Source organism: Kutzneria sp. CA-103260 (assembly GCF_018263855.1).
GTDB lineage: Bacteria > Actinomycetota > Actinomycetes > Mycobacteriales > Pseudonocardiaceae > Kutzneria.
This window is the reverse complement of record NZ_CP073318.1, coordinates 5,389,994-5,411,299: the sequence shown is the minus strand read 5'-3', so window position 1 is coordinate 5,411,299 and position 21,306 is coordinate 5,389,994. Positions and strand designations below refer to the sequence as shown.

Genomic DNA, 21,306 nt, shown 5'->3' with positions numbered 1-21,306 from the left:
TCAGTTGCGCTGAGGGCAACTACCCGGCGAGTCCCGCTCTCGGGCAAGCGAAATACCGGTTCAGGTCAGCCAGGCCTGGGCCGACCGCACGGGCCGGGCCTCCCAGCCCATCTGCGCCGACACCGTGCCCGCCGCGGCCGCGGTGATCCGCCCGGCTTCGTCCAGCCGCGAGCCCAACCGCTCGGCCGGGGCGGAGACGTTGAGGGCGGCCACGACCCGGCCACGGAAGTCGCGGATCGGGGCGGAGACGCCGACGAGGGCGTCCTCGAACTCCTCGCGGACCCGGGCGTAGCCGTCCCGGCGGGCCTCCTGGATGCGGGCCCACAGGTCGGAAAGGGTCCGGACGGAGGAGTTGGGGAAGCCGGCGGACAGGTCGCCACCGGGGAAGCGCACGTAGAGGTCGTCGGGGGTGGAGTCGAGCAGCAGCACCCGGCCGGCGGAGGTGCACGGCACCGGAACGCCCCGGCCCTCCCAGCCGTGGGCCCGGAAGGAGTGCCCGGAGATGGACAGCAGAGTCAGCACCTGACGGTCCCGCAGCACACAGAGGTGCACGGTCTCCTCAAGATCGGTGGACAGCCCGCGCATGATCGGCTCGGCCACCCGGACGAGGCGGTTCTCCACGGATCGGGCGACGAGGGAGAACAGCCGCCAGCCGAGGCGGTACTCCAGGGTGTCGGGGTCGCGCTCGACGATGCCCTCCTCGGCCAGCGCCCGCAGGGCCCGGGAGACCTGACTCTTCTCCCGGCCCACCAGCTGGGCCAGCCGCACCACGCCGAGCCCGCCGGCCCGCTGGGCCTCGGCCGAACCGAGCGCCTCCAGCAGTTCGATGTCGCGGCGCAGCCCATGGCCCTGGTGGCGTTCCACCCGATCAGCCTACGGCCAGTTGGCGGCAGCGCAACCAGCGTTGCGATTGCTTGCCCGCGGTGAGGACCGGACCTAAATTCGGATTCATGATTCTCATCGGCGAATCATTCGTCGGCAACGGCGCTAATGCCGCCCACACCAACATCGTGCTCGGCCGAAAGGACGGCCCGATGGCGTCCGCGTGGGCGACCGCGCTGGCCACGCCGAGCGCCGGCCACGTGCCGTTCGTGACGGTGCTGCGGCCATCGGTGCCGGTGAAGCCGTTCACGCTGTTCGTCAGCAAGGCTGCGCCGGCGGGTGAGCTGCACGAGCGGGCGATCTGGGGCTCGGCCCAGGCCGGCCTGGCCCAGGGCGTGGCCGACGCGGTCGCGGCCGGCCTGCTGGACGACCCGGACAACCTGCTGATCATCGCGGCGGTCTGGGTGAACCCGGCGGTCGACGACCTGGACGAGTCGTACCGCAACCAGCGGGACGCGGCGCTCGGCGCGGTCCGGGCGGCGGTCGAGGGCACGCCGACCGTCGAGGACGTGCTCAAGGCGGCGGAAGCCGGTGCGTACAACCCGTTCTACACACCTGGGGACGCCTGATGAAGATCACGGACATCACTCTCGACCGATTGCGGCTGCAGCTCGACCCGCCGCTGCGCGCGGCCTGGGACCCGGAGCCGAGGACCAGCTTCGACGCCACGATCGTGCGCGTGCACACCGACGAGGGCGTCACCGGCATCGGCTCGGGCGACACCATGGACGGCTTCGACGCGTTCAAGGACCTCTTCCTCGGCCAGGACCCGCTGGACATCGTCCGGCACGTCAAGGCGATCGAGACGGCCAACTTCCACGGCGGCTACTACTGGCCGGTGGAGGTCGCGCTGTGGGACATCATCGGCAAGGTCGCCGGCCTGCCGGTGGCCACGCTGCTCGGCAACGCCGCCCACTCGGTGCCGGCCTACGCCTCCTCGGCCGAGCTCAAGCCGCCGGCCGAGCGGGTCGAGACCGCCCTGCACGCCCGGGAACTCGGCTTCCGGGCGATGAAGATCCGGATCGACCGGGACCGCGTCGAGGACGGCGTCAGGGCGGTCGCCGCGGTGCGGGAAGCGCTCGGCGACGGCTTCGAGATCATGGTGGACCTGAACCAGTCCTGGCGGATGGCCGGCGACACCGCCAACGCCTCCGACCTGGTCAAGACCCGCAAGCTGGTCCGGAGGCTGGCCGAGCTGGACGTCTTCTGGGTCGAGGAACCGTTGCCGTACAACGATCTCGACGGCTTCAAGACGCTGCGGGCGGAGAACCCGGGAGTGCGCATCGCGGCGGGGGAGATGCAGCACTCGCTGCCCGAGCTGCTGCGCTACCTGGAACACGACGTGCTCGACATCTACCAGATGGACGTGGTGCTGGCCATCGGCATGCACCGCGCCCGCACACTAGCCGAGCTGGCCCAGCTCAAGCACCGGCAGTTCACCCCGCACAGCTGGACCAACGGCATCGGCGTGCTGGCCAACCTGCACGTGGCAGCCGGCGTCGGCGGCGGCCCGTACTTCGAGTTCCCGTTCGACCCGCCGGGCTGGACCCCGCAACGCCGCGACTTCATGCTGGCCGAACCGGTCATGGTCAACCGTGCGGGCGAGCTGGAGGTGCCGCAGACTCCGGGGTTGGGCATCGAGCTGGACGAGGACGCAGTGCGGCGCTGGAGGATCGCATGAACCACGAGTACTGGCTGACCGCCGCGGCGAAGATCGAGCCGGAGACCCGCCCGCACATCGGCGGCCGGTTCGTCGACGCGCGGTCCGGCAGGACGTTCGACAGCGTGTCGCCGCGCGACGGCAGCGTGATCGCCCAGGTTTCCGCCGGTGGCAAGGAAGACGTCGACGAGGCGGTGCGCTCGGCGCGGGCCGCCTTCGACAGCGGGGTGTGGCGGGAGCTGCCGCCCAAGGAGCGCAAGCGGATCATGCTGCGCTGGGCCGAGCTGATCGTCGAGCACGCCGAGGAGTTGGCGCTGTTGGACACGCTGGAGATGGGCAAGCCCATCGGCGAGGCGATCCGGGTGGACGCGACCAAGGCGGCGGAGACGATCGCCTGGTACGCCGAGACGATCGACAAGACCTACGACGAGGTCGCGCCGGCCCCCGGCGACGCGCTGGCGCTGATCACCCGCGAGCCGCTGGGCGTGATCGGCGCGGTGGTGCCCTGGAACTACGCGCTGCTGATCGCCTCCTGGAAGCTCGCGCCGGCCATCGCCACCGGCAACTCGGTGGTGCTCAAGCCGGCCGAGCAGACGTCGCTGGCCGCGCTTGTGTTGTCCCGCTTGGCATCCGAGGCCGGACTGCCGGACGGCGTGCTGAACGTGGTGCCGGGCCTGGGCGAGGAGGCCGGGCAGGCGCTGGGCCGGCACCCGGACGTGGACAAGATCGCGTTCACCGGCTCGGCCGAGGTGGCCCGCCTGTTCCAGGTGTACGCCGGCGAGTCCAACGGCAAGCAGGTCGCGGTGGAGGCCGGCGGCAAGTCGCCGCAGCTGGTCCTGCCGGACGCCGACCTGAGCGCCGCGGCGTCGGCGATCGCCTGGGGCATCTTCTACAACGCCGGCCAGACCTGCAACGCCGGCTCGCGGGTGATCGTGCACAACTCGGTGCGGGACCGGCTGATCGAGGAGATCGTCAAGGTCACCGCCGAGACGTTCAAGGTCGGCGACCCGCTCGACCCGGCCACCGTGATGGGGCCGATCGTGGATTCCGCCCAGCTGGCCAAGGTTCTCGGCTACGTGCGCACCGGGGTCGCGCAGGGAGCCCGGGTCGTGACCGGCGGGGACGTGGTGGACGGCAACTACATGGCGCCCACCGTGCTGGCCGACGTGTCCAATGAGGACACCGTGGCCCGCGAGGAGATCTTCGGCCCGGTGCTGGCCGTGATCGGCTTCGACGGCGACGCCGACGAGGGCGTGCGGCTGGCCAACGACACCGACTTCGGCCTGGCCGCCTCGGTGTGGACCCGGGACATCTCGGTGGCGCACAAGGTGGCTCGGCGGCTGCGGGCCGGCACCGTGTGGGTCAACACCTTCGACGCCAGCGACGTGATCACCCCGTTCGGCGGCTTCAAGGCCACCGGCGCGGGCCGGGACAAGTCCCTGCACGCGCTGGACGCGTACACCGCAGTGAAGACCACCTGGATCGACCTGAGCAGCTGAGAGGCAGCAGATGAGAATTGGTTTTGTCGGCCTGGGCAACATGGGGCGACACATGGCCCGGCACCTGATCCTCGCCGGCCACCAGGTCACCGTGCACGACGTGCGCGAGAAGGCCGCCGAAGAGCACGTGGCTCTGGGCGCGACCTGGGCCTCCACCCCGGCGGAATGCGCCGCCGGGGCGGACTTCTTCATCACGATGGTGCCGACCCCGCGTGTCGTCGAGGACGTCATGCTGCGGGCCGGAGCCGCCGCCGCGCTACCCGAGGGCGCGCTGTGGATCGACATGTCCACCTCGACCCCGGCGGCCGCCGAGCACGTCGGCATCCGCCGGCTGGACGCCCCGGTCAGCGGCATGGCCAAGGGCGCCGAGGCGGGCATGCTGCAGATTTTCGTCGGCGGTGACGCCGGAGACTTCGCTCGGGCGCTGCCGCTGTTCCACGTCATGGGCGACCCGGCGAAGGTGCTGCACGTCGGCGGCCTGGGCGCCGGCTACACCGTCAAGCTCATGATCAACCTGCTCTGGTTCTGCCACCTGGTGGCCACCTCCGAGGTGCTGGCCATGGGCGTGAAGGCCGGCGTCGACCTGGCCGTGCTGCGCGACGCGCTGCTGGCCAGCCCGGCTGCGTCGAACTTCCTGGCCAGCGACGTGCTGTCGGTGCTGAACAACGGCGACTACGACGACTCGTTCGCGATGATGCTGGCGTGCAAGGATCTCGGGCTCGCGGTCGACCTCGGCCGGGACCTCGGGGTGTCCACCGAGCTGTCCGCGCTGGTGGAGCAGATATTCCGGCGGGCCCGGGCCCAGTACGGCGACCTGGCCGGCGAGATGAGCCCCGTCCGGCTGTACGAAACCCTTGCCGGCAAGCAGTTCCGGCTGACCGAGGGAGGCGAGCCGTGTCTGGTGCCGGCGGTCTGAGCATCGAGCCCACCGCCCGGGTCGAGTTCGGCCCCGGGGTGGTGCGGCGGTTGCCCGAGTTCGTCGCCGATCTGGGCTTCACCCGTGCGTTTGTCGTCACCGACCGCGGCCTGCGGGCCGCGGGCATCGTGGACCGGGTCGTGAAGATCCTGGACGCGGCCGGCGTGGAAACCGCCGTGCACGACGACATTTCCCCCAATCCGTCCACTGTGGAGATCGACCGGGGTGCGGCCCGCGCCCGCGCCTTCGGCTCCGCGGTGATCATCGCCCTTGGCGGCGGCTCTCCCCTCGACGCCGCCAAGGGCATCTCCCTGCTGGTCGGCAACCCGGAGTCGGCCGCCGCCGACGCGGACAACCTCTGGGGCGCCGAGCCCGGGCTGCCGCTGATCGCCATCCCGACGACGTCCGGCACCGGCGCCGAGACCAACGGCTTCGGCGTCATCGAGGACACCCATGCCCGGCGCAAGGTCTACATCGGACACTCGTCGGTGCAGCCCCGGATCGCCGTGCTGGACCCGGAACTGGTCCTCGGACTGCCGGCGCGGGTCACCGCGGCGACCGGGATCGACGCCCTCGTACACGGTGTCGAGTCGCTGGCTTCCCGTGGTGCCAATGCCTTCTCGCAGGCGTATGCCACGCAAGCCGTGACCCTGGTCAGCCACTGGCTGCCCGTGGCCTACCGTGACGGTTCCGATCTGGAGGCCCGGTCGCAGCTTATGCTCGGCGCCCACCTCGCCGGCCGGGCGCTGACCATCTCCGGCCTAGGTCTCGTGCACGGCATGGGGCATGCCCTCACCGCGCACACCGGCACGCCCCACGGCATCGCCTTGGCGGCAGTGTTCGAGGAGGTCATGCAGTTCAGCCTCGTCGAGGCGGCCGACGCCTACGCCGAGGCCGCGCGGGCCATGCAGGTCGCTGACGCCATCGGGGCCGTGCGGGAACTCTGTGGCGTGGTGGAGATCAAGCGCCCGCTGCGGGAACTCGGTGCGACGACGGAGCTGCTGCCGGCCATGGCTGCCGCCACCGTCGCCGACGCCGTCACCAAGAACAGCCCGCGCCTGCCCAGCGAACCGGAAGTGCTGGAGCTCCTGCGGGAGGTCTACTAGCCCTCGCGAGTCCCGCTCTCCAGCAATCATGATGCGAGTTCCGGAACTCGACATTCAGTTGCCCGAGAGCGGGACTCGCGAGGGTTCAGGCGGGCCAGATCGGGGTGAGCTTGTAGGTTGTCGACTTGACAGTGACCGTGCCCCCGGACGCGGTGATCGTGATGCCGCTGTCGTTGGGCAGGTAGCAGCGCGAGATGGAGACCTCGCCGTCGTTGGCGAAGACCTCGATGGAGGTGCGGTCGACAAGGATCTCCAGTGCTGTCAACGGTTCGGCGAGCTGTTGGTCATTGACGCCACGGGCGGTGGCCACGATCGGCACGCCGAAGACGGTGAGCGTGAGCGTCGCACCGTTGGGAATCGCTGCGTCGAGCAGGATGTGGAAAGCGCCGGTGCTCGGGGTCAGCGTGACGACCTTGCCCGGGGCCGGCGAACCGGACCATGTCGTGCCGCCGGCGTGCAGGGAGGCCAGTTCGGCGACGGGCTTGCGGAACAGGCGCGGCGCGCCACCGACGGTGTGCAGCGTGAGTTCGCACGGGAAAGTGACTTGCTGGTTGAACGGCATGCGCGGATACGAACCGCCGCGCATCCACGCCGCCTGGATCCGTCGCCCGTCGCCGGTCTCGGTGTTGTTCCAGGTCTGGGTGGCGTAGAAGTGGGGCCCGGTGTCGGAGGGCAGCTGTTTGGTCTGCTCGGTGAAACGAGTGCCGTCGAAATCGCCGATCGAGTAGTAGCCGTTGCCCCGCACCAGAACCCACTTCGTGCCGCCGTCGACCGGCAGCTCGAAGAAGTCCGGGCACTCGTAGCTGTCGGGCACCGGATTGCCGGTGTCGGTCCAGTGCAGCAGGTCCGGCGAGGTCAGGATGTGGTACTGCCCGCCGCCGTACAGCATCATCACCCAGTGCTTGCCCGGCGCGTACCAGAACACCTTGGGATCCCGCTCGGGCATGACCAGCACCGGGTTTCCGGCGTAGTGCCGCCAGGTTCGGCCATGGTCGAGGCTGTAGGACAGGCACTGGCTCTGATTGTCGTTGCGGGCCCAGAAGGCGACCATCGGCAGAGTGTTCGGATCGGGGGACAGTCGCGAGGTGTTGCCGTAGTCGATCACCACCGAGCCGGACTGCACGCCGGTGCCCAGCGACTCCTCGAAGAAGGCGGGCGCGAGTTCGGTCCAGTGCACCAGATCCCGGCTCACGGCGTGGATCCAGCACTTGTTCCACCGCTGCGCGAACAGGTGGTACTCGCCGTCGTAGTACACCAGACCGTTGAGGTCGTTGAGCCAACCTTCTTGCCGCTGCCCGGGATCGAGCCGGGTCATCGCCCACTGCCGCGCGGTGAAGTGCACCTGCGGCCGCCAGGTCTCGCCGTACCGGGGCTGAGTGGCGGCCGGTAACTGCTCGGGATGATCCGTCTGCACGACGTGGTCCACGATCACGTGTCCCCAGTCGCCACTCGCGTTGTCGACGAGCTGGATCCGGGCGGTGCGCCCGGCCAACTCGCCGACGTCCCAGCTGTCCGGCATCAGCGTGTCGGTGTTCCGCCCGGTGGCGCTGCGCACGACCTGCCCGTCTACCACCAGGTTCAGGCAGGTCACGTACTCGTAGTCGCCGCCGCCGATGCCGAACGCGAGGTAGCGGCGCTGGATGGTGAACTCCGGTGAGGTGATGGTCCCGGTCAGGCCGTCGCCCTGAAGTTCGCTGCTGGCCACCCCGTCGCCGTGGAAGGCGTAGACATCCATCGACGTCAACTTGGCCACGCCGTGCACCGGTCCGCTGCCGAAGGCCGTGCCCTGCACGCTCCAGCCGGCCCAGTCGGCGCTCTCGAAGTCGGCGACCACGATGTCGCCGGAGGTCGATCTCGTGTCAGGCGACGCCGCGGCGCGGGGCAGCGTCGACGGGGCGATGGTCGACAGGGTGATGCCGAGTCCGGAAGCGATGCTGGAGCGGAGCAGGTCACGGCGCTTCATCGAGCCTCCCCACGGGACGATCCCCTCGCTGGGATCGGGCCGGACCAGAGTGCTCCGCGCACCGGCCGGCGACAACGATTTGCGCAAACACCGGCGGGCGACCCTCCACTGTGGCCGCTCGCCGCCTCTTCCGGCCGGTCAGTCGTGCCAGGGCTCGTCGTCCACGCGGGCGGCGAGCCCGCTGTCCGCCGCCTCCTCGATGGCCAGCGCGATCCGGTGGTCCTGGATGCCGTCGGCCAGCGGGTAGGGCTCGGGGCCGTCGCCGCGGACCCAACTTCCCATGTCCTGCAACAGGGTGGCGATGGCGATTTCCTCGTCGTTCCACCGCTTGCCCTGATAGGGGTTGCGGTACAGCACCTCGTCGCCGAAGGTGATGTGGTCGGTGTCGAAGCCGTCCAGGTCCAGGTCGTAGCCGGTCTGCCGGCGGACGATCTCGGTGCGGGCGATGGTCTTCGGCGCGGTCAGGCGCACGACCTCGTTGTCCCGCAACTCACCCAGCGTGCCCCGGACGAGCAGACGCCGCATCAGCAGCTGGTTGTGCCACTGGTTGTCGGTGAAGTCGTAGACCCCGAGGCCGCCGCCGTCGAACTCGATGGTGGCGATGATCGTCGTCGCGTCCTTCACCTCGGCCGGCTCGGCCCAGCCGTCGCGGCTGAGTGGGTCGGTCAGCCGGGCGATGGTCCGCACCGCCCGCACGTCGGCCCGGCCCCGGCCGATGCCCAGCAGCGTGCGGATCAGCGACACCGCGTGGTACTGGTGCGTCGACGACACGTCCACCCTGGTCGGCTCGCCGACAATTCCCTTGCGCACCAACGCCAACCGGGCCGCGTGGGCGGGCATCCGGGTGTACTGCTCCGCCACCTGGACCAGGCCCGTCGACCCCACCTTGGCCCACAAGTCCCGCAGCCCGGCCAGATCCGGCGCCGGCGGCGTCTCCGCAAGCACCGGCACCCCACGCTCGGCCAGCTCTGCCACCAGCCCCGGCGTCACCGCCCACGGTGTCGCCGTCACCACGAACGACGGCTTGGCCGCCAGACACTCGTCCACTGTCCGGAACACCGGCACCGGCAGGTCGCTGCGGCTGCGGGACACCACCCCGACGCATTCCAGGTCGGCCAGCTCCGCCGCCAGCCGCCAGAAGAACTCCGCCCGCCAGCCCGTTCCCACGATCGCGAATCCAGTCACGCCACCACGATAGGATCAACCGTGGACCGACACACGCGCACCGTCGACGACCTGCTGCGACTGCTGGACGGCCTGTTCACCGACACCGACGCCGCCCGGTGGGACGACTTCTACGCCGACCGGTCCCGGCCGGTGCCGTTCTTCGCGGCCAAGCCGGACGAGAACCTGGTGGCCTACCTGGAACGCGGGCTGATCGAGCCGGGGCGGGCACTTCGCCCTCACCTGCTTCACCGCCGAGGAGGGCTCCAGCCATTCCGACAGCGACTTCTACCGCGAACCGTCGCTCGGCGGCGGCGTCGGCTACACCCCCGAGTCGCTGCGGTGGATCTTCTCCGACCTGGAGCCGGTCGAGCTTCGGCTGATGACGGAACAGCACGCCGACACCCCGCTGTTCGGCGTGCCGTTCCTGTGGACCGCGCTGTTCCGGCGGCCCTAGAGCGCGATCTCGGCCAGGCGCTCGACGTCGTCGATGTCGGCGGTGCCGGGGGAGAGGATCAGCTCATCGGCGCCGATCTCGGCGAAGGCCGCGATAGTCGCCCGCACGGCGTCGGTGTCGCCGCTCATGCCGGCCGCGACGTGGTCGGCGTAGTCACCCATGATGGAGTAGTAGTCGTGCAGCTTGGCCCGGCCTTCGTCGGGGCGGCCCAGGGCGAAATAGGCGAGGGCGACCAGGCGCGGCTGGCCGGGCCGGCCGGCCTCCTGCCACGCCGCGCGGGCCTGCTCGAAGAAGCCGGCGACGTCCGAGGCCGCCCCGCCGCCGGCGATGTAGCCGACGCCCCACTTGGCCATGCGGGTGAAGGAGGCCGGCGCCATGCCGCCGATCAGCAGCGGCACCTCGCGGGAGCCGGCCGGCACACCGGGGTTGTCGCCGCCGCCGACCGGCTGGCCGGTCCACAGTTCCCGGTAGTCCGCCAGGTCGGCGTCCAGGCGCTTGCCCAGGCCCCTGGACCCGAGCCCGTCGACCACGAAGTCGTCCGGCCGGCCGCCGAGGCCGATGCCGACGGTGAGCCGCCCGCCGGACACCCCGTCGATGCCGGCGAGCTCCTTGGCCAGCAGCTTGCCCGGCCACACGGTGGCCAGCAGGATGTTGGTGGTCAGACCGATGGTGCTGGTGGCGCCGGCCGCGGCGGCCAGCGCGACAGTGTCCATCACGCCGGGATAGGCGATCCGGCCGATCGTGCCCAGGGTCGAGAAGCCCGCCCGCTCCGCGCGCTGCGCCCAGGTCGGGATGATCGCCGGGTTGACGTCGCGCACCTGGTTGGGGAGGCCGATGCCGATCTTCATCGCGTCCTGCTCCTCAGTTGAGGTTGAGAGCTCAATAGTAACTTATCTTGACTGTATCACTCCATGACTGTCAGCGATGCTGTCAGCCGGGCGACGAGCGTGGCCATGGCGGCGCGCAGCTCCGGGCCGCCCTCGACGCGGAACGGCAGCGAGATGGTGGCCAGCCACTCCTGGGCGTACATGGTGGGATTGTTGGTGCTGCCGACCAGAACGCAGCCCTCGCCGGCCGGCTCCAGCCGTCCCATCGGGCCGCGGATCCACGGCGCGACCTGCTCGACCGGCGCGTCGAAGACCACCCGGGTGGGGAACTCCCAACCCGCGCCCAGGTTCTCCTCCAGCGACCGGACGGGGTCGAGGTCCGCGGGCGGCTCGAAGACGTGTGAGGTCTGCTCGACAGACCGCACCCGGTCGATGCGGTAGGTGCGGACAGCCTGTGCCCGATGGGACATACACAACACGTACCAGCGCCCGTGCCGCACGACCACCGCCCACGGATCGACCTCGGTCGTCCATTCGTTGCCGCCCTCGCTGCGATAGGTGACGACAACACTGCGGCCGGCTGCGACGGCGGCGACGAGCGCGCTGGTGGTGGCCGGATCCGGTCGGGCGGCGTTGCGGTCGGGCGCGGCGGCGGCGTGCTCGCGCAGGGCGGCGGCCTGCCGGCCGACACTGTCCGGCAGGGCCCGGATGACCTTGCCCAGGGCGCCGCCGAGCAGGTCGTCGCCGGCCGGCTGGCCGTCGAGCACGGCCATCACCAGCACCAGGGCCTCGGCCTGGGTGAAGACGATGGGCGGCAGCTTCATGCCGCGCCCCAGCGTGTATCCGCCGTGCGGACCGCGCACCGACTCGACGGGGATGCCGGCTTCGCGCAGGATGCCGACGTAGCGGCGGGCGGCCCGTTCGGTCACGCCCAGCCGCTGGGCCAGCTCGTCGGCGGTGGTGCCGGGGCGGGTCTGGAGGATTTCCAGGGTCCGCAGCGCCCGTGCGGTGGGGCTGATGTCCGTGCTCACCCCGGCAGGCTAGGCGAACCGGAAGTAGAACGTCCGGAATTGCCCCTACGGTGCCGCTCATGGAACTTGTGCTCGCAGCTGGCCTGTGGCTGGACGGGTCCGCCGCCTGGGCTGATGTCGTGTCGGAACTGGAGCGGCTAGGTCACCGGGCTGTGCCGCTCACGCTGCCCGGCCAGGGCGACGGCAACGCCGCCGCCACCCTCGACGACCAGCTGGCCGCCGTCCTGTCCGCTGTGGACAGTGCGGCCGAGAAGCCGGTGGTGGTGGGGCATTCCGCCGCCTGCACGCTGGCGTGGCTGGCCGCCGACGCGCGGCCGGACCGGGTCGCCCGGGTGGTGCTGATCGGCGGCTTCCCTACCGCCGACGGTCAACCGTATGCGGACTTCTTCGAGATTCGCGACGGCGTGATGGCCTTCCCGGGCTGGGGGCCGTTCGAGGGGCCGGACATCGTCGATCTGGACGGGGCGGCCCGGGATCGCCTGGCCGCCGCGGCGATCCCGGTGCCGGCGGGCGTGGCCAACGGGGTCGTGCGATACGGGGAGGAGCGCCGGTTCGACGTGCCGGTCACGCTGATCTGCCCCGAGTTCAGCCCGGCGCAGGCGCGGGAATGGATCGCCGGCGGAGAACTGGCCGCGGCCAAGCACCTGGAGCTGGTGGACATCGACTCCGGGCACTGGCCGATGGTCACCCGGCCCGCCGAGCTGGCCCGCCTGCTGGTCTGAATTTGCTCGCGGAAACGTGTCGATTCCGGGTGCGGCTGCTCGACGCGCAGGTGAGGGTTGGGGCGATCCCGACCACTGACGCTAGGAGCACGGCATGCGGTTTCTCATGGTGCACCGGATGGACGAGAGCCTGCCCGAGGCCTGGAACCCGAGCCCGGAGTTCATTGAGCAGATGGGCGCGAAGATCCAGGACTGGATGGCCCGCGGCATTCTGATCACCGCCGAGGGGGTGCACCCGTCGGTGAAGGGCGCCCTGGTCCGCAAGACCAGCGCCGGGGCGACCACCGCCACCGACGGGCCGTTCACCGAGGCCAAGGAGGTCATCGGCGGCTTCGCGCTGATCAACGCGGCCGACCGGGCGCAGGCCGTGGCCTACGCCGAGGAGTACGCCGCGCTGTTCACCGAGATCGAGGTCGAGGTCCGCCAGGTCGTCGAGTTCGAGGACCTTCAGCAGGGCTGACGATCAGCGGGCCGGTCGGGTCGGCGCGACCCGACCGGCCGCGGCCGGTCGGCTAGCGATCCGGTGCTGTGGCGGCGACTTCCGCGCGGATTCCGGCGACGATCAGCCGCAGCCCGTGGTGGAAGTGCTGCTCCGGATGCGGCGAGGGCACGTGGGCCAGCGCGGCGTGCAGATGCGGATGCCGCACGGGGTCAACGGCGGCCTCAAGACGGTCCGGGCCCTCGGCGGCCAGCTGCTCCTCGATGGTGTGCGCGACAACGTGATACGTCACGGTGTCGGCGGTCCACGCCGCGTCCTTCGGCGACAGGCCGGCCTCCAGCAGCGCCCCGATCAGGGCGTTGCCGTAGGCCAAGGCGTTGGGCAGCGGGAAGAAGACGCCGGAGAACACCCGAGCCCCGTCGCGGCGGGCCAGCAGCGCGCGGCGCAGCCGGGTGGCGAGCTCGGTGACCCGAGCCTCCCAGGGCAGCTCCGTGACGTCGGCGACACCGGCCAGCAGCTCGTCGGCCATCGCCTCCAACAGGGCCTGTTTGCTGCGGAAATGCCAGTAGGTCGCCCCGTTCTGCACGCCCAGCGCGGTGGCCAGCCGCCGCATTGAGAGCTGGTCCAGCCCGGCCTCGTCGAGCAGGTCGAGCGCGGCGGCCAGCACCTGCTCGCGATTGATTCGCACGACACCTCCAGTTGACGGCCGCCACCAGTATGCCGCAAACTTCAACGGTGTTGAAGTTCAACGGTGTTGAAGAAGGTGGGGGAATGCGTCGAGTTGTCCATCGCCGGCACGGCGGCCCGGAGGTCCTGGAAGTCGACGAGGCGTCGCGCCCGGTGCCGGGGGAGAACGAGCTGCTGGTCGAGGTTCGGGCAATTGGCGTCAGCCTGCCGGTCGTGCGCCTGACCAGGGCGGACAGCGCTGAACTCCCGCACGTGCCCGGCGGTGAAGTGGTCGGCCGGGTGGCGGCGATCGGCAAGAACGTCACCGGCTGGGAGATCGGCCAGCGCGCCGCCGGCCTGGCCTTCACCGGTGCCTACGCCGAGTACGTCACGGTCGCCGCCCCGTTCCTGGCCCCGGTCCCGGACGCCGTCGATGACGCCACGGCAGTTGCCCTGGTCCGCAGCGGCCAGGTCGCCCTCGGTGCTCTGCGGGCCGGCGCGTTCCAGGCCGGCGAGAGCGTGTTGATCACCGCCGCGGCCGGCAGCGTCGGCAACCTCGCGATCCAGCTGGCCAACGCCTTCGGCGCGAGCCGGGTTGTCGCGGCGGTCGGTGACGACAGCAAGGCCGACTTCCTGCGGGGCGTCGGCGCGCACGAGGTCATCCGCTACGACCAGACCACCGAACCGGTCGACGTGGTGCTCGACGGGGCTGGTGGCGAGGCACAAAACGCGGCCCTGCAACAGCTCGCGCCGTTCGGCCGGCTCGTCTCGTTCAACGCCGCCGGGCAGCCGGTCGACGTCAACGAGCTGCGATATAACGCCCGTGGCGTTATCGGCTTCGCCATGGCCCACCTCGCGTCCCGTCGCCCGGAGGTCTACGCGCGGCACCGCCAGGAACTCTGGGACCTGCACACCCGGGGCGCTCTGAAGCCGGCCATCCACGCCATCCTGCCGCTGGAGCAGGCGGCCGAGGCGCACCGGATCATGGAATCCCGGGCCAGCCGGGGCAAGATCGTGCTGGCGCCCTAGATCCCCTCGGCCATGCGCTCGATCAGCGGCGCGGCGGCGGCCAGCACGTCCAGCTCGTCGCCGGAGAAGGCGGCCAGCGCGGCGGCGAGCTGCTGGGCGTGCGCGGCTCGCTTGCGCCGCAACACTTCCCGGCCGGACTCGCTCAGCGACATGATGATCCGACGTCCGTCGTGCGGGTCGTTGCGCCGCTCGACCAGGCCCCGCTGCTCCAGGCCGCTGATGGTGGTGGCCATGGCCTGGGGCGTGATCTGCTCGGCCCGGGCCAGCTCCGCCGACGTGGCCGAGCCGCCGCGGTCCAAACGGGACAGTGCCGACCGCTCGGGCAGCGTCAGCTCGCCGGGCGTCGAGGTCTGGCGCAGCCGGCGCGCGAGCAGACCGATGCTGTCCTGCAGCGCGGCGGCCAGTTCCTCGACGTCCATGCAGGCCAGCCTAGCGGGAGTGCTGCATCCCGGATTCCACGTGGAAGCGCTCGATCAGGTCGGCCGAGTTCCGGGCCGCGTCCTGGGCCCGGAACAGCTTGGCCATCCGCCGTGCGTTGGACCTGATCTCGGAGGTGTCGAGCAGCCGCTGGACGGCCGCGCGGATGGCGGCCGGCTTGGGCTTGCCGGTCCGCAGGTTCACCCCGACGCCGGCGCGGGCGACCCGGGCGGCGACCTCCGGCTTGTCCTCGGTCGTGCCGGCGACGACCAGCGGAACCCCGTGCGACAGCGCCTGTTGCACGCCGCCGAAGCCGCCGTTGGTGACCATCACCGACAGTCGGGGCAGCAATCGGTCGTAGGGCAGGAACGGCGCCACCCGGGCGTTGGCCGGCACGGTGTCCGGCGTCTGCCGGCCGACGCTGGCCACCACCAGCACGTCCAGGTCGGCCAGTGCCGCCAGCGTCGGCAGCACCAGGTCGCCGAGTTCCGTGTCGGCCACGGTGCCCTGGGTGACGTGCACGATCGGCCGGTCGGTGTTCTCGACGTCCGCCCACCAGGACGGAACTTCCTTGGACGCCACGGGATCCACCAGCGCGCCGACGAAGTGCACCTGCGACGGCAGGTCCGGCCGCGGGTGCTCGAACTCGGCCAAACCGTTGTGCAGGTGCAGATGCGGCGACAGTCCGCTCAGGCCGCCGCCGGTCGGCGGTAGGCCGAGGGAGCGCTGGACTTCGGCCAACCGGTCGTGCACCTCGCGCAGGACCACCCGGTCCAGCAACGTCTGCAGCGCCCGGTTGCGCAGTCGGCTCACCGCGCCCGAGCCGGGTTGCAGGCCCAGCCCGAACGGGGCGGTGTGCGGGCTGGCCAGGGTCATCGGGCCGATGCCGACGCTGATCGACGGCGGCCCGTCCAGCGCGGCGAACGACAGCGCACCGCCGAAACCCATGTCGTTCACGATCAGATCGGCCGGCTGCTCCGCGTGCAGCCGCCGCAAGTCGGCCAGCTGCACCGGGATCGGCTCGATGAACACCGAGCACAGGTCGTTGCGGAGCTTGGCCAGGCCGCGAAGCGCCTGCCGCTCCGGGAAGACCTCGTCCACGCTTCGTCCATTGTGGTCGATCGTCTCGGACATCGGCGTGAACTCCGCGCCGGTGGACCGGATCCGGTCGGCGAACTGCCGGCCGCCGCACCAGCGGACCCGGTGGCCGCGCGCCGTCAGCTCACGGGCGATGGGCAGCAACGGCGCGGTGTGGCCGGCTTGCGGGATGCTGGCGAACAGGGCATGCATGGCGTCACGGTAGGGGGCGACCCACCGTCGAACCGTCGCGAACCGGCGGCGCCTTTCCCGGGTCGGCACGACTGTCTGCCCGTATGTCGTCGCTCGCGACGGCCATGGCCGCCCGCACGAACGCGGCCACGGCCGGCGACCGCGTCTCCCGGGGCCAGGCCACCGCGAGCGTGCTCGGCGAGATGTCGATGACCGGCCGGTAGGCGATGCCCGGCCGGACATGCCGGCGTGCCACCGACTCCGGCGGGAACCAGACGAGCCGGCCCAGCTCGACCAGGCTGAAGATCTGCGCGATGTCCAGCTGCCGCCGGGGTCGCAGATCGTCCGGCTGCGGCAGCCCGTCCAGGTCCGCCAGGCACAGGGTGTCCCGGGCGGCCAGCGGGTCAGTCGCCGGCAGCGCCACCAGCCTGGGCTCGGTCACCAGCGGCTCGAAGTCCAGGTCCCGGTCGTCGAACGGCAGCGGGAGCAGCGCGACGTCGGCCCGGCCCTCCCGCAGCGCCGGCGGCTGCTCGCCTCGGCCACCCAGCTGCACCGACACCGGGATGGCGGCGTCGTCTTGCTCGTACAGAGCCAGGATCTTCGGCAGCAGCCCCGCGTCGTAGTCGGCCTTGAGCGCCAGGCGCAGCGAGGGCTCCGGGTTGCCGGCGTGCTGGGCCCGCCTCTCGGCCGCTTTGACCGCGTCCAGCACAGCGCGGCCGTCACGCAGCAGCACCTCGCCGGCGCTGGTGAGCGTGACCTGCCGGGTCGTGCGCACCAGCAGTTGCACGCCCAGTTGCCGTTCCAGGTCCCGGATCGCCCGCGACAGCGGCGGCTGCGCCATGCCCAGCCGCTCCGCCGCCCGCCCGAAGTGCAGTTCCTCGGCGACCGCGACGAAATAGCGGAGCTGCCGCACCTCCAGGTCACTCATATCATCAGGGTATCAATCGGAACCGGATTGGTCATTCCGGTTGACCGGAAATCCGAGTTCACTTCAGTGCCATGATCGTTGTGACCACTCCCACCGGGGCCATCGGCAGCAAGGTCGTGCGGAACCTGCTCGACCGTGACGCCAAGGTCCGCGTGATCGTGCGCGACCCGGCCAAGCTTTCCGACTCTGTTCGCGACCGTGTCGAGGTCGTGCCCGGCTCGCACAGCGACGCCGACGTCGTCAACACCGCTTTTGTCGGTGCCGACGCCGTTTTCTGGCTTGCGCCGCCGAACTTCCGGGCCGTGAGCCTCGACGCCGCCTACTCCGATTTCGCCCGCCCGGCCGCCGCGGCCTTCGTCAGCCAGGGGGTCGGCCGCGTGGTCGGCGTTTCCGCCCTCGGCCGCGGCACTCTCGTCGCCGGCCAGGCTGGTTTCGTCACCGGGGCGCTGGCCATGGACGACGTCATCGCCGCGTCCGGCGTCAATTTCCGTTCGCTGGCCCTGCCCGGTTTCATGGACAACGTGCTCCGCCAGGTCGACGAGATCATGAACGAGGGCGTCTACCGCACTCCGCTGCGCGCCGATCTCAAGCTGCCGCACTGCGCCACCCAGGACATCGCCGCCGCGGCCACCCGTTTGCTGCTCGACGACACCTGGACCGGCCAGGGCCACGTCGCCGTGCTCGGGCCGGAGGACTTGTCCAGCAACGACATGGCGGCGATCATGTCCGACGTGCTCGGCCGCCCCGTCCGCTGTGAGCAGACTCCGCCCGAGGCCTTCCTGGCCGGGCTTCAGGCCTCCGGCATGTCCGAGGCGACTGTCCGGGCCTACTTCGACATGATGACCGCCAAGAACAACGGCCTGGACGAGGCCGAGCCGCGCACCCCGGAATCCAGCAGCCCCACCAGTTTCCGCCAGTGGTGCGAGGAAGTGCTCAAGCCGGCGGCCGCCGCCCGCTAGTCCGTGTTTCACCGGTGGGTGGCCCCGGCACCGCTTGTTGTCTGTGGGCAACAAGCGGTGCCGGACTGGGTTCGGTTGGTGGCTAGCTGGCTTCCGCCCACCCGAATTCCGGTGCCCCGTCGTTGATCTTGACTGACCAGTGGCTGTGGTGGATCAGTCGATGATGTTGCCCGCAGAGCAGGACGAGGTTGTCGGTGCTGGTGGGTCCGCCGTCGGCCCAGTGGATCACGTGGTGGGCGTGACATTGCCGTGGTCTTCGATGACACCCGGGGAAGGCGCATCCCCGGTCTCGGATGATCAACGCCCGGCGGATCTGCGTCGGGATGGTGCGGGTGGCGCGTCCGATGTCCAACGGCTGCGACTGGGCACCCAGGACCACGCGCAGAACGGTGCTGTCGCAGCCGATCCGTCGCGCTGAGGTGGCGTTGAGCGGCCCCGACCCGTCCATCTCGGCCGTGCCCCGCTGAGCCAGAAAGTCCGCCAGCGGCATGGTTAGAGCCAGGTGGGGCTTCTCGCCGCCCTCATCCGGCAGGCTGTCGCTGCCGGCGGCCAGGTCGATGATCTCGGCGAGGGCGTCGCCCTGGCGTTGTGGGGTGGTGCGGGTGTCGTCGGCGGAGGCGGGCTTGGCCAGTGGGCTGAGCATCGCTTCCAGCTGTGCTCCGCTTTCCGGGTCGAGCTTGCCCCGAAACACCATGGAGCCGTCGCGCCGGTTGGTGTAGTGGAATTCTCGTTCGGGTTCGGCCAGGTCGGGGTCGTCGGGTTCTTTGCCGTCCTGGTCGAGCAGTTGCAGAATCCGCTGTCCGAGCGTCCGCAGCGCCGCCCCGTCGAACACGCGTGCCTTGTCCAGCAGCTCGGCCTCGACCTTGTCCCGGTCAGGCTCGGGCGCTTCGGCCAGAGTCTTGTCCAGCACAATGAGGTGCTGCTTGCTGAGCATCCCCGCCCGCGCCGCCTCACGAACCGCCTCGCGTCGGAACAGCTGCGCGTGCCGCAGCAGGTCCCGCGCCTCCGCCCGGGTGATCTTCCACCGTGCCGCCAGATCCGTCACCAGCGCCCGCTGGTCGTCTTTGCCTTGTGCGGTGCGGTCCCACAGCTCTGATACCAGTTCGACCTGCCGCACGTACTCCGCGCGCTGCCGGTCCTGGCTCTGCTGGCCGGCGGCCCACAGCGATCCCTCGTCCATGCGCCACCACTGGGCGTCGGCGGTCAGGGTCGCTTCCATACCCTCGATTCTACCGCCCCACAGTGATCGATTCCTGTTGTGGGGCAAGGAATACCTGTGTGGGTGACAAAACCAGGCAAGCGCTTTCCGAGCTGGAAGCAGCGGGCGGTGGCGGTGCGGCGGCGACGACGATGCACGGCGGGTGGGAAGGGGCGTGAGGCGGTGCAGGGCAAGGGTGATCGCTGGTGGGAACCGGCAGCCGGCGACCGGGGAATGGCATACCGGTCAACGGTAACTGTGTGGTGTGGACACCCGAGCCACAGCCGCGCCCGGTCAACGGCGACTGCGCGGTGCGGACACCCGAACCACACCCCCGCCACCCCGCCCCACGGCAAGACAACCACCCGAGCCCGCCCCCACCCCAGTCCACAGCCCTCCCTAGACGCAACACCCCACCCCACCGCCGGCAAACCACCCAACGCCACGACGCACCCAACCCCACCACCCGCCCAACCCAAGCAAACTGGGAAACCGCGCGGCGCGGGCACCTCTCAGGCCGGCGCGGTGTCCAACGCCAGCTGTAGGTCGACGACCATGCCGTCGTCGACCTCCTCGGCTCGTCGCACCTTCGCCTTGAGTGGCACGATGTAGCCGCCGTCCTTGGGGAACATGGAGGTTCGCCAGGTGCTGCCGCCGAGTGTGACGGTGCACGGCAGGCAGCCCCAGCCGTAGGTGAGCGCGGCGGACACCTCGCGTAGGTCCCGGCACTGCTCCTCGGGCACGGTGACGAAGTAGAACGGCGAAGGCCCGCGCCAGTACCAGATCTCGCCGCTGAAGCGCAGGCGCATCACGGCGCGTCCTCGCCGACCCGGCCGTCGATGGCCTCGCGGATCAGGTCGGCGTGGCCGAGGTGCCGGGCGTACTCCTCGATCATGTCGGTGAGGATCCGGCGCAGGCTGGGCGTGCCCCAGCCGTCGGGGAACTCGTGTCCCTTGGCCCGGTCGAGGCCGCCGTCGGCCAGCGCTTCGGCGATCAGCCGCCGGGACCGCTCGATGGCTTCCTGCCACTCCCGCCACGTCTTCGCGACGTCGCTGTCGGCCGACCACTCCCAGTCGGAATCCCAGTCGGCGCGGGTGAAACCGGGCCCGCCGTTGAGCTTCCACACGAAGGACGAGGCCTCGCAGCGGGTCAGGTGCCGCAGCAGTCCGCCGAGTGTGATCGCCGACCGGCCGATCTTCGTCGCCATCGCGGCGGCGTCCAGGTCGGCGCACTTCCAGGCCAGCGTCCGGCGGTTGCGCTCCAGGGTGGCCAGCAGCGTGGTGATCTCGTCGCCGGCCATCGGCGGCTCGGTGAGCACTTCGGTCATGCCGACACGCTACGACCGGTTCCGGACGTTCCCCTTCCGGAATCGACACAGCCGGAATCGACACAGCCGGAATCGACCAGCGTGTCCAGATCACGCTCCGCGTAGAGCCGGTGCTCCCACTCCTCGTTGAGCACGGTCAGCAGGCACTCCCGCACCGGGAAGCTGCGTGCCGGCGGCCAGCCGGGGGCGTCGACCGGCTCGGTGTCGCCGGCCAGGGACTCCTCCGTGAGATCATCGACGACCTCACGCACCGAGGCCATCCGGTCCCGCCGCAGCTCCAGCACTTCGTCCAGGGACGGTCGCACCTCTCGGTCCCGGGGCACGCCCGGGGTGTCCGGCATTCCGTCCCACGGCAGGGAAAGCGCGTGCCACGGCGCCGGATCGCCCTGCATGCCGCGCAGGATCCAGCACTCGGTGGCGAACGAGAGGTGTCGCAGCGTCTCGATGAACGACCACTCGCCGCCCACGGATTCGTGCAGCAGCGCGGGATCGAAGGTGCGGGCCCGCCGAACCGTGCCGTCCCACAGGCGTTCCACCACGTCCCAGGCCTGGCGGAAGCCGGCCGGGTCGGTGGGCCGCATCTTCGCCCGGTCGGGGTGTCTGCGGTCCAGTTCGGCCTCGACCAGCGGGCCGATGTCGACGCCGTTCACGGTCACGTTGACCAGCTCGCCGCTGATCTCCACGTCGCGCAGCTCGATGCCGCGCAGCGTGGCGTCGCTGAGCAGGACGCCGCGGAACCGCGTCCCGGTCAGGTCGACGGTACGGAACTCGGCCCCCGTCAGGTTCACCCGCTCGAACCGGGTGCCGCTGAGGTCTTGCCGGAAGAAGTCAGCCATGCCTGAGGAAT

General features: G+C 70.7%; 22 protein-coding genes. 9 read left to right on the top strand and 13 right to left on the bottom strand.

Annotated elements, in window-relative coordinates:
• Positions 1 to 60: 60 nt before the first annotated feature.
• A complete protein-coding gene (locus tag JJ691_RS23535) occupies positions 61 to 864 on the bottom strand; it encodes an IclR family transcriptional regulator (protein WP_211770877.1) in 804 nt (267 codons plus the stop codon).
• Positions 865 to 950: 86 nt separating this feature from the next.
• Between JJ691_RS23535 and fae the strand changes: the two genes are divergently transcribed.
• The 5 genes from fae to JJ691_RS23510 are packed head-to-tail and all read left to right on the top strand — an operon-like array spanning position 951 to position 6,063.
• Positions 951 to 1,451: a formaldehyde-activating enzyme gene (gene fae / locus JJ691_RS23530; RefSeq protein WP_211770876.1), complete on the top strand. Its 501-nt coding sequence runs from the start codon at positions 951 to 953 to the stop codon at positions 1,449 to 1,451.
• Complete coding sequence (locus tag JJ691_RS23525) at positions 1,451 to 2,563, top strand: mandelate racemase/muconate lactonizing enzyme family protein (protein ID WP_211770875.1); 1,113 nt, start codon at positions 1,451 to 1,453, stop codon at positions 2,561 to 2,563. Before fae ends, JJ691_RS23525 begins: the two co-directional genes overlap by 1 nt.
• Complete coding sequence (locus JJ691_RS23520) at positions 2,560 to 4,041, top strand: aldehyde dehydrogenase (RefSeq protein ID WP_249228134.1); 1,482 nt, start codon at positions 2,560 to 2,562, stop codon at positions 4,039 to 4,041. The genes JJ691_RS23525 and JJ691_RS23520 overlap by 4 nt, the downstream gene beginning before the upstream one ends.
• A gap of 10 nt (positions 4,042 to 4,051) precedes the next feature.
• Complete coding sequence (locus JJ691_RS23515; protein ID WP_211770874.1) at positions 4,052 to 4,957, top strand: NAD(P)-dependent oxidoreductase; 906 nt, start codon at positions 4,052 to 4,054, stop codon at positions 4,955 to 4,957.
• Entirely contained in the window at positions 4,936 to 6,063 is a 1,128-nt protein-coding gene (locus tag JJ691_RS23510) for an iron-containing alcohol dehydrogenase family protein (protein WP_211770873.1), read from the top strand. Before JJ691_RS23515 ends, JJ691_RS23510 begins: the two co-directional genes overlap by 22 nt.
• A gap of 85 nt (positions 6,064 to 6,148) precedes the next feature.
• Here JJ691_RS23510 and JJ691_RS23505 read toward each other — a convergent pair whose 3' ends face one another.
• The 4 genes from JJ691_RS23505 to JJ691_RS23490 form a co-directional block, all read right to left on the bottom strand.
• Positions 6,149 to 8,026 carry a glycoside hydrolase family 32 protein gene (locus tag JJ691_RS23505; RefSeq protein WP_211770872.1) on the bottom strand — a complete coding sequence of 626 codons (1,878 nt, stop codon included), beginning with the start codon at positions 8,024 to 8,026 and terminating at the stop codon, positions 6,149 to 6,151.
• Positions 8,027 to 8,164: 138 nt separating this feature from the next.
• On the bottom strand, positions 8,165 to 9,211 hold the full coding sequence (locus JJ691_RS23500; RefSeq protein WP_211770871.1) for a Gfo/Idh/MocA family protein: 1,047 nt from the start codon (positions 9,209 to 9,211) through the stop codon (positions 8,165 to 8,167).
• A 432-nt stretch (positions 9,212 to 9,643) separates the two neighbouring features.
• On the bottom strand, positions 9,644 to 10,495 hold the full coding sequence (locus tag JJ691_RS23495; RefSeq protein WP_211770870.1) for an LLM class flavin-dependent oxidoreductase: 852 nt from the start codon (positions 10,493 to 10,495) through the stop codon (positions 9,644 to 9,646).
• A gap of 56 nt (positions 10,496 to 10,551) precedes the next feature.
• Positions 10,552 to 11,505 carry a helix-turn-helix transcriptional regulator gene (locus tag JJ691_RS23490; protein WP_211770869.1) on the bottom strand — a complete coding sequence of 318 codons (954 nt, stop codon included), beginning with the start codon at positions 11,503 to 11,505 and terminating at the stop codon, positions 10,552 to 10,554.
• A gap of 59 nt (positions 11,506 to 11,564) precedes the next feature.
• On the opposite strand from JJ691_RS23490, the gene JJ691_RS23485 reads away from it, so the two are divergent.
• Complete coding sequence (locus tag JJ691_RS23485) at positions 11,565 to 12,227, top strand: alpha/beta fold hydrolase (RefSeq protein ID WP_211770868.1); 663 nt, start codon at positions 11,565 to 11,567, stop codon at positions 12,225 to 12,227.
• 94 nt (positions 12,228 to 12,321) lie between these two features.
• Positions 12,322 to 12,687 carry a YciI family protein gene (locus tag JJ691_RS23480; RefSeq protein WP_211770867.1) on the top strand — a complete coding sequence of 122 codons (366 nt, stop codon included), beginning with the start codon at positions 12,322 to 12,324 and terminating at the stop codon, positions 12,685 to 12,687.
• 52 nt (positions 12,688 to 12,739) lie between these two features.
• Here JJ691_RS23480 and JJ691_RS23475 read toward each other — a convergent pair whose 3' ends face one another.
• The gene (locus JJ691_RS23475) at positions 12,740 to 13,354 is read right to left on the bottom strand and encodes a TetR/AcrR family transcriptional regulator C-terminal domain-containing protein (protein ID WP_211770866.1); all 615 of its coding nucleotides are present in this window, start codon (positions 13,352 to 13,354) and stop codon (positions 12,740 to 12,742) included.
• A gap of 47 nt (positions 13,355 to 13,401) precedes the next feature.
• Here JJ691_RS23475 and JJ691_RS23470 point away from each other — a divergent pair, with 47 nt between their 5' ends.
• Complete coding sequence (locus JJ691_RS23470) at positions 13,402 to 14,361, top strand: quinone oxidoreductase family protein (protein WP_211770865.1); 960 nt, start codon at positions 13,402 to 13,404, stop codon at positions 14,359 to 14,361.
• Here the strand turns inward: JJ691_RS23470 and JJ691_RS23465 are convergent.
• The 3 genes from JJ691_RS23465 to JJ691_RS23455 are packed head-to-tail and all read right to left on the bottom strand — an operon-like array spanning position 14,358 to position 16,975.
• A complete protein-coding gene (locus JJ691_RS23465; RefSeq protein WP_211770864.1) occupies positions 14,358 to 14,780 on the bottom strand; it encodes a MarR family winged helix-turn-helix transcriptional regulator in 423 nt (140 codons plus the stop codon). The genes JJ691_RS23470 and JJ691_RS23465 overlap by 4 nt on opposite strands.
• A gap of 10 nt (positions 14,781 to 14,790) precedes the next feature.
• The gene (locus tag JJ691_RS23460; protein WP_211770863.1) at positions 14,791 to 16,068 is read right to left on the bottom strand and encodes a glycosyltransferase; all 1,278 of its coding nucleotides are present in this window, start codon (positions 16,066 to 16,068) and stop codon (positions 14,791 to 14,793) included.
• Positions 16,069 to 16,072: 4 nt separating this feature from the next.
• On the bottom strand, positions 16,073 to 16,975 hold the full coding sequence (locus JJ691_RS23455; protein ID WP_305875234.1) for a LysR family transcriptional regulator: 903 nt from the start codon (positions 16,973 to 16,975) through the stop codon (positions 16,073 to 16,075).
• Positions 16,976 to 17,046: 71 nt separating this feature from the next.
• On the opposite strand from JJ691_RS23455, the gene JJ691_RS23450 reads away from it, so the two are divergent.
• Entirely contained in the window at positions 17,047 to 17,934 is an 888-nt protein-coding gene (locus JJ691_RS23450; protein WP_211770862.1) for an NmrA family NAD(P)-binding protein, read from the top strand.
• Between the two features lie 82 nt (positions 17,935 to 18,016).
• On the opposite strand, the gene JJ691_RS23445 is transcribed toward JJ691_RS23450, so the two are convergent.
• From JJ691_RS23445 to JJ691_RS23430, 4 genes are all read right to left on the bottom strand, one after another.
• Positions 18,017 to 19,153, bottom strand: coding sequence for an HNH endonuclease signature motif containing protein (locus JJ691_RS23445; protein ID WP_211770861.1), 1,137 nt, complete (start codon positions 19,151 to 19,153; stop codon positions 18,017 to 18,019).
• 491 nt (positions 19,154 to 19,644) lie between these two features.
• Positions 19,645 to 19,941 (bottom strand): DUF1905 domain-containing protein, encoded by a 297-nt coding sequence (locus JJ691_RS23440; RefSeq protein WP_211771666.1) that lies wholly within the window; start codon positions 19,939 to 19,941, stop codon positions 19,645 to 19,647.
• Positions 19,941 to 20,459 (bottom strand): mycothiol transferase, encoded by a 519-nt coding sequence (locus tag JJ691_RS23435; protein ID WP_211770860.1) that lies wholly within the window; start codon positions 20,457 to 20,459, stop codon positions 19,941 to 19,943. Before JJ691_RS23435 ends, JJ691_RS23440 begins: the two co-directional genes overlap by 1 nt.
• The gene (locus JJ691_RS23430) at positions 20,456 to 21,295 is read right to left on the bottom strand and encodes a DinB family protein (RefSeq protein WP_211770859.1); all 840 of its coding nucleotides are present in this window, start codon (positions 21,293 to 21,295) and stop codon (positions 20,456 to 20,458) included. Before JJ691_RS23430 ends, JJ691_RS23435 begins: the two co-directional genes overlap by 4 nt.
• Positions 21,296 to 21,306: the final 11 nt, after the last annotated feature.

Bases quoted from the DNA above. Each gene is read 5' to 3' on its own strand.
- fae (WP_211770876.1), top strand. From the start codon at position 951: ATGATTCTCATCGGCGAATCATTCGTCGGCAACGGCGCTAATGCCGCC.
- JJ691_RS23525 (WP_211770875.1), top strand. From the start codon at position 1,451: ATGAAGATCACGGACATCACTCTCGACCGATTGCGGCTGCAGCTCGAC.
- JJ691_RS23520 (WP_249228134.1), top strand. From the start codon at position 2,560: ATGAACCACGAGTACTGGCTGACCGCCGCGGCGAAGATCGAGCCGGAG.
- JJ691_RS23515 (WP_211770874.1), top strand. From the start codon at position 4,052: ATGAGAATTGGTTTTGTCGGCCTGGGCAACATGGGGCGACACATGGCC.
- JJ691_RS23505 (WP_211770872.1), bottom strand. From the start codon at position 8,026: ATGAAGCGCCGTGACCTGCTCCGCTCCAGCATCGCTTCCGGACTCGGC.
- JJ691_RS23495 (WP_211770870.1), bottom strand. From the start codon at position 10,495: ATGAAGATCGGCATCGGCCTCCCCAACCAGGTGCGCGACGTCAACCCG.
- JJ691_RS23485 (WP_211770868.1), top strand. From the start codon at position 11,565: ATGGAACTTGTGCTCGCAGCTGGCCTGTGGCTGGACGGGTCCGCCGCC.
- JJ691_RS23480 (WP_211770867.1), top strand. From the start codon at position 12,322: ATGCGGTTTCTCATGGTGCACCGGATGGACGAGAGCCTGCCCGAGGCC.
- JJ691_RS23465 (WP_211770864.1), bottom strand. From the start codon at position 14,780: ATGGACGTCGAGGAACTGGCCGCCGCGCTGCAGGACAGCATCGGTCTG.
- JJ691_RS23460 (WP_211770863.1), bottom strand. From the start codon at position 16,068: ATGCATGCCCTGTTCGCCAGCATCCCGCAAGCCGGCCACACCGCGCCG.
- JJ691_RS23455 (WP_305875234.1), bottom strand. From the start codon at position 16,975: ATGAGTGACCTGGAGGTGCGGCAGCTCCGCTATTTCGTCGCGGTCGCC.
- JJ691_RS23450 (WP_211770862.1), top strand. From the start codon at position 17,047: ATGATCGTTGTGACCACTCCCACCGGGGCCATCGGCAGCAAGGTCGTG.
- JJ691_RS23445 (WP_211770861.1), bottom strand. From the start codon at position 19,153: ATGGAAGCGACCCTGACCGCCGACGCCCAGTGGTGGCGCATGGACGAG.
- JJ691_RS23440 (WP_211771666.1), bottom strand. From the start codon at position 19,941: ATGCGCCTGCGCTTCAGCGGCGAGATCTGGTACTGGCGCGGGCCTTCG.
- JJ691_RS23435 (WP_211770860.1), bottom strand. From the start codon at position 20,459: ATGACCGAAGTGCTCACCGAGCCGCCGATGGCCGGCGACGAGATCACC.
- JJ691_RS23430 (WP_211770859.1), bottom strand. From the start codon at position 21,295: ATGGCTGACTTCTTCCGGCAAGACCTCAGCGGCACCCGGTTCGAGCGG.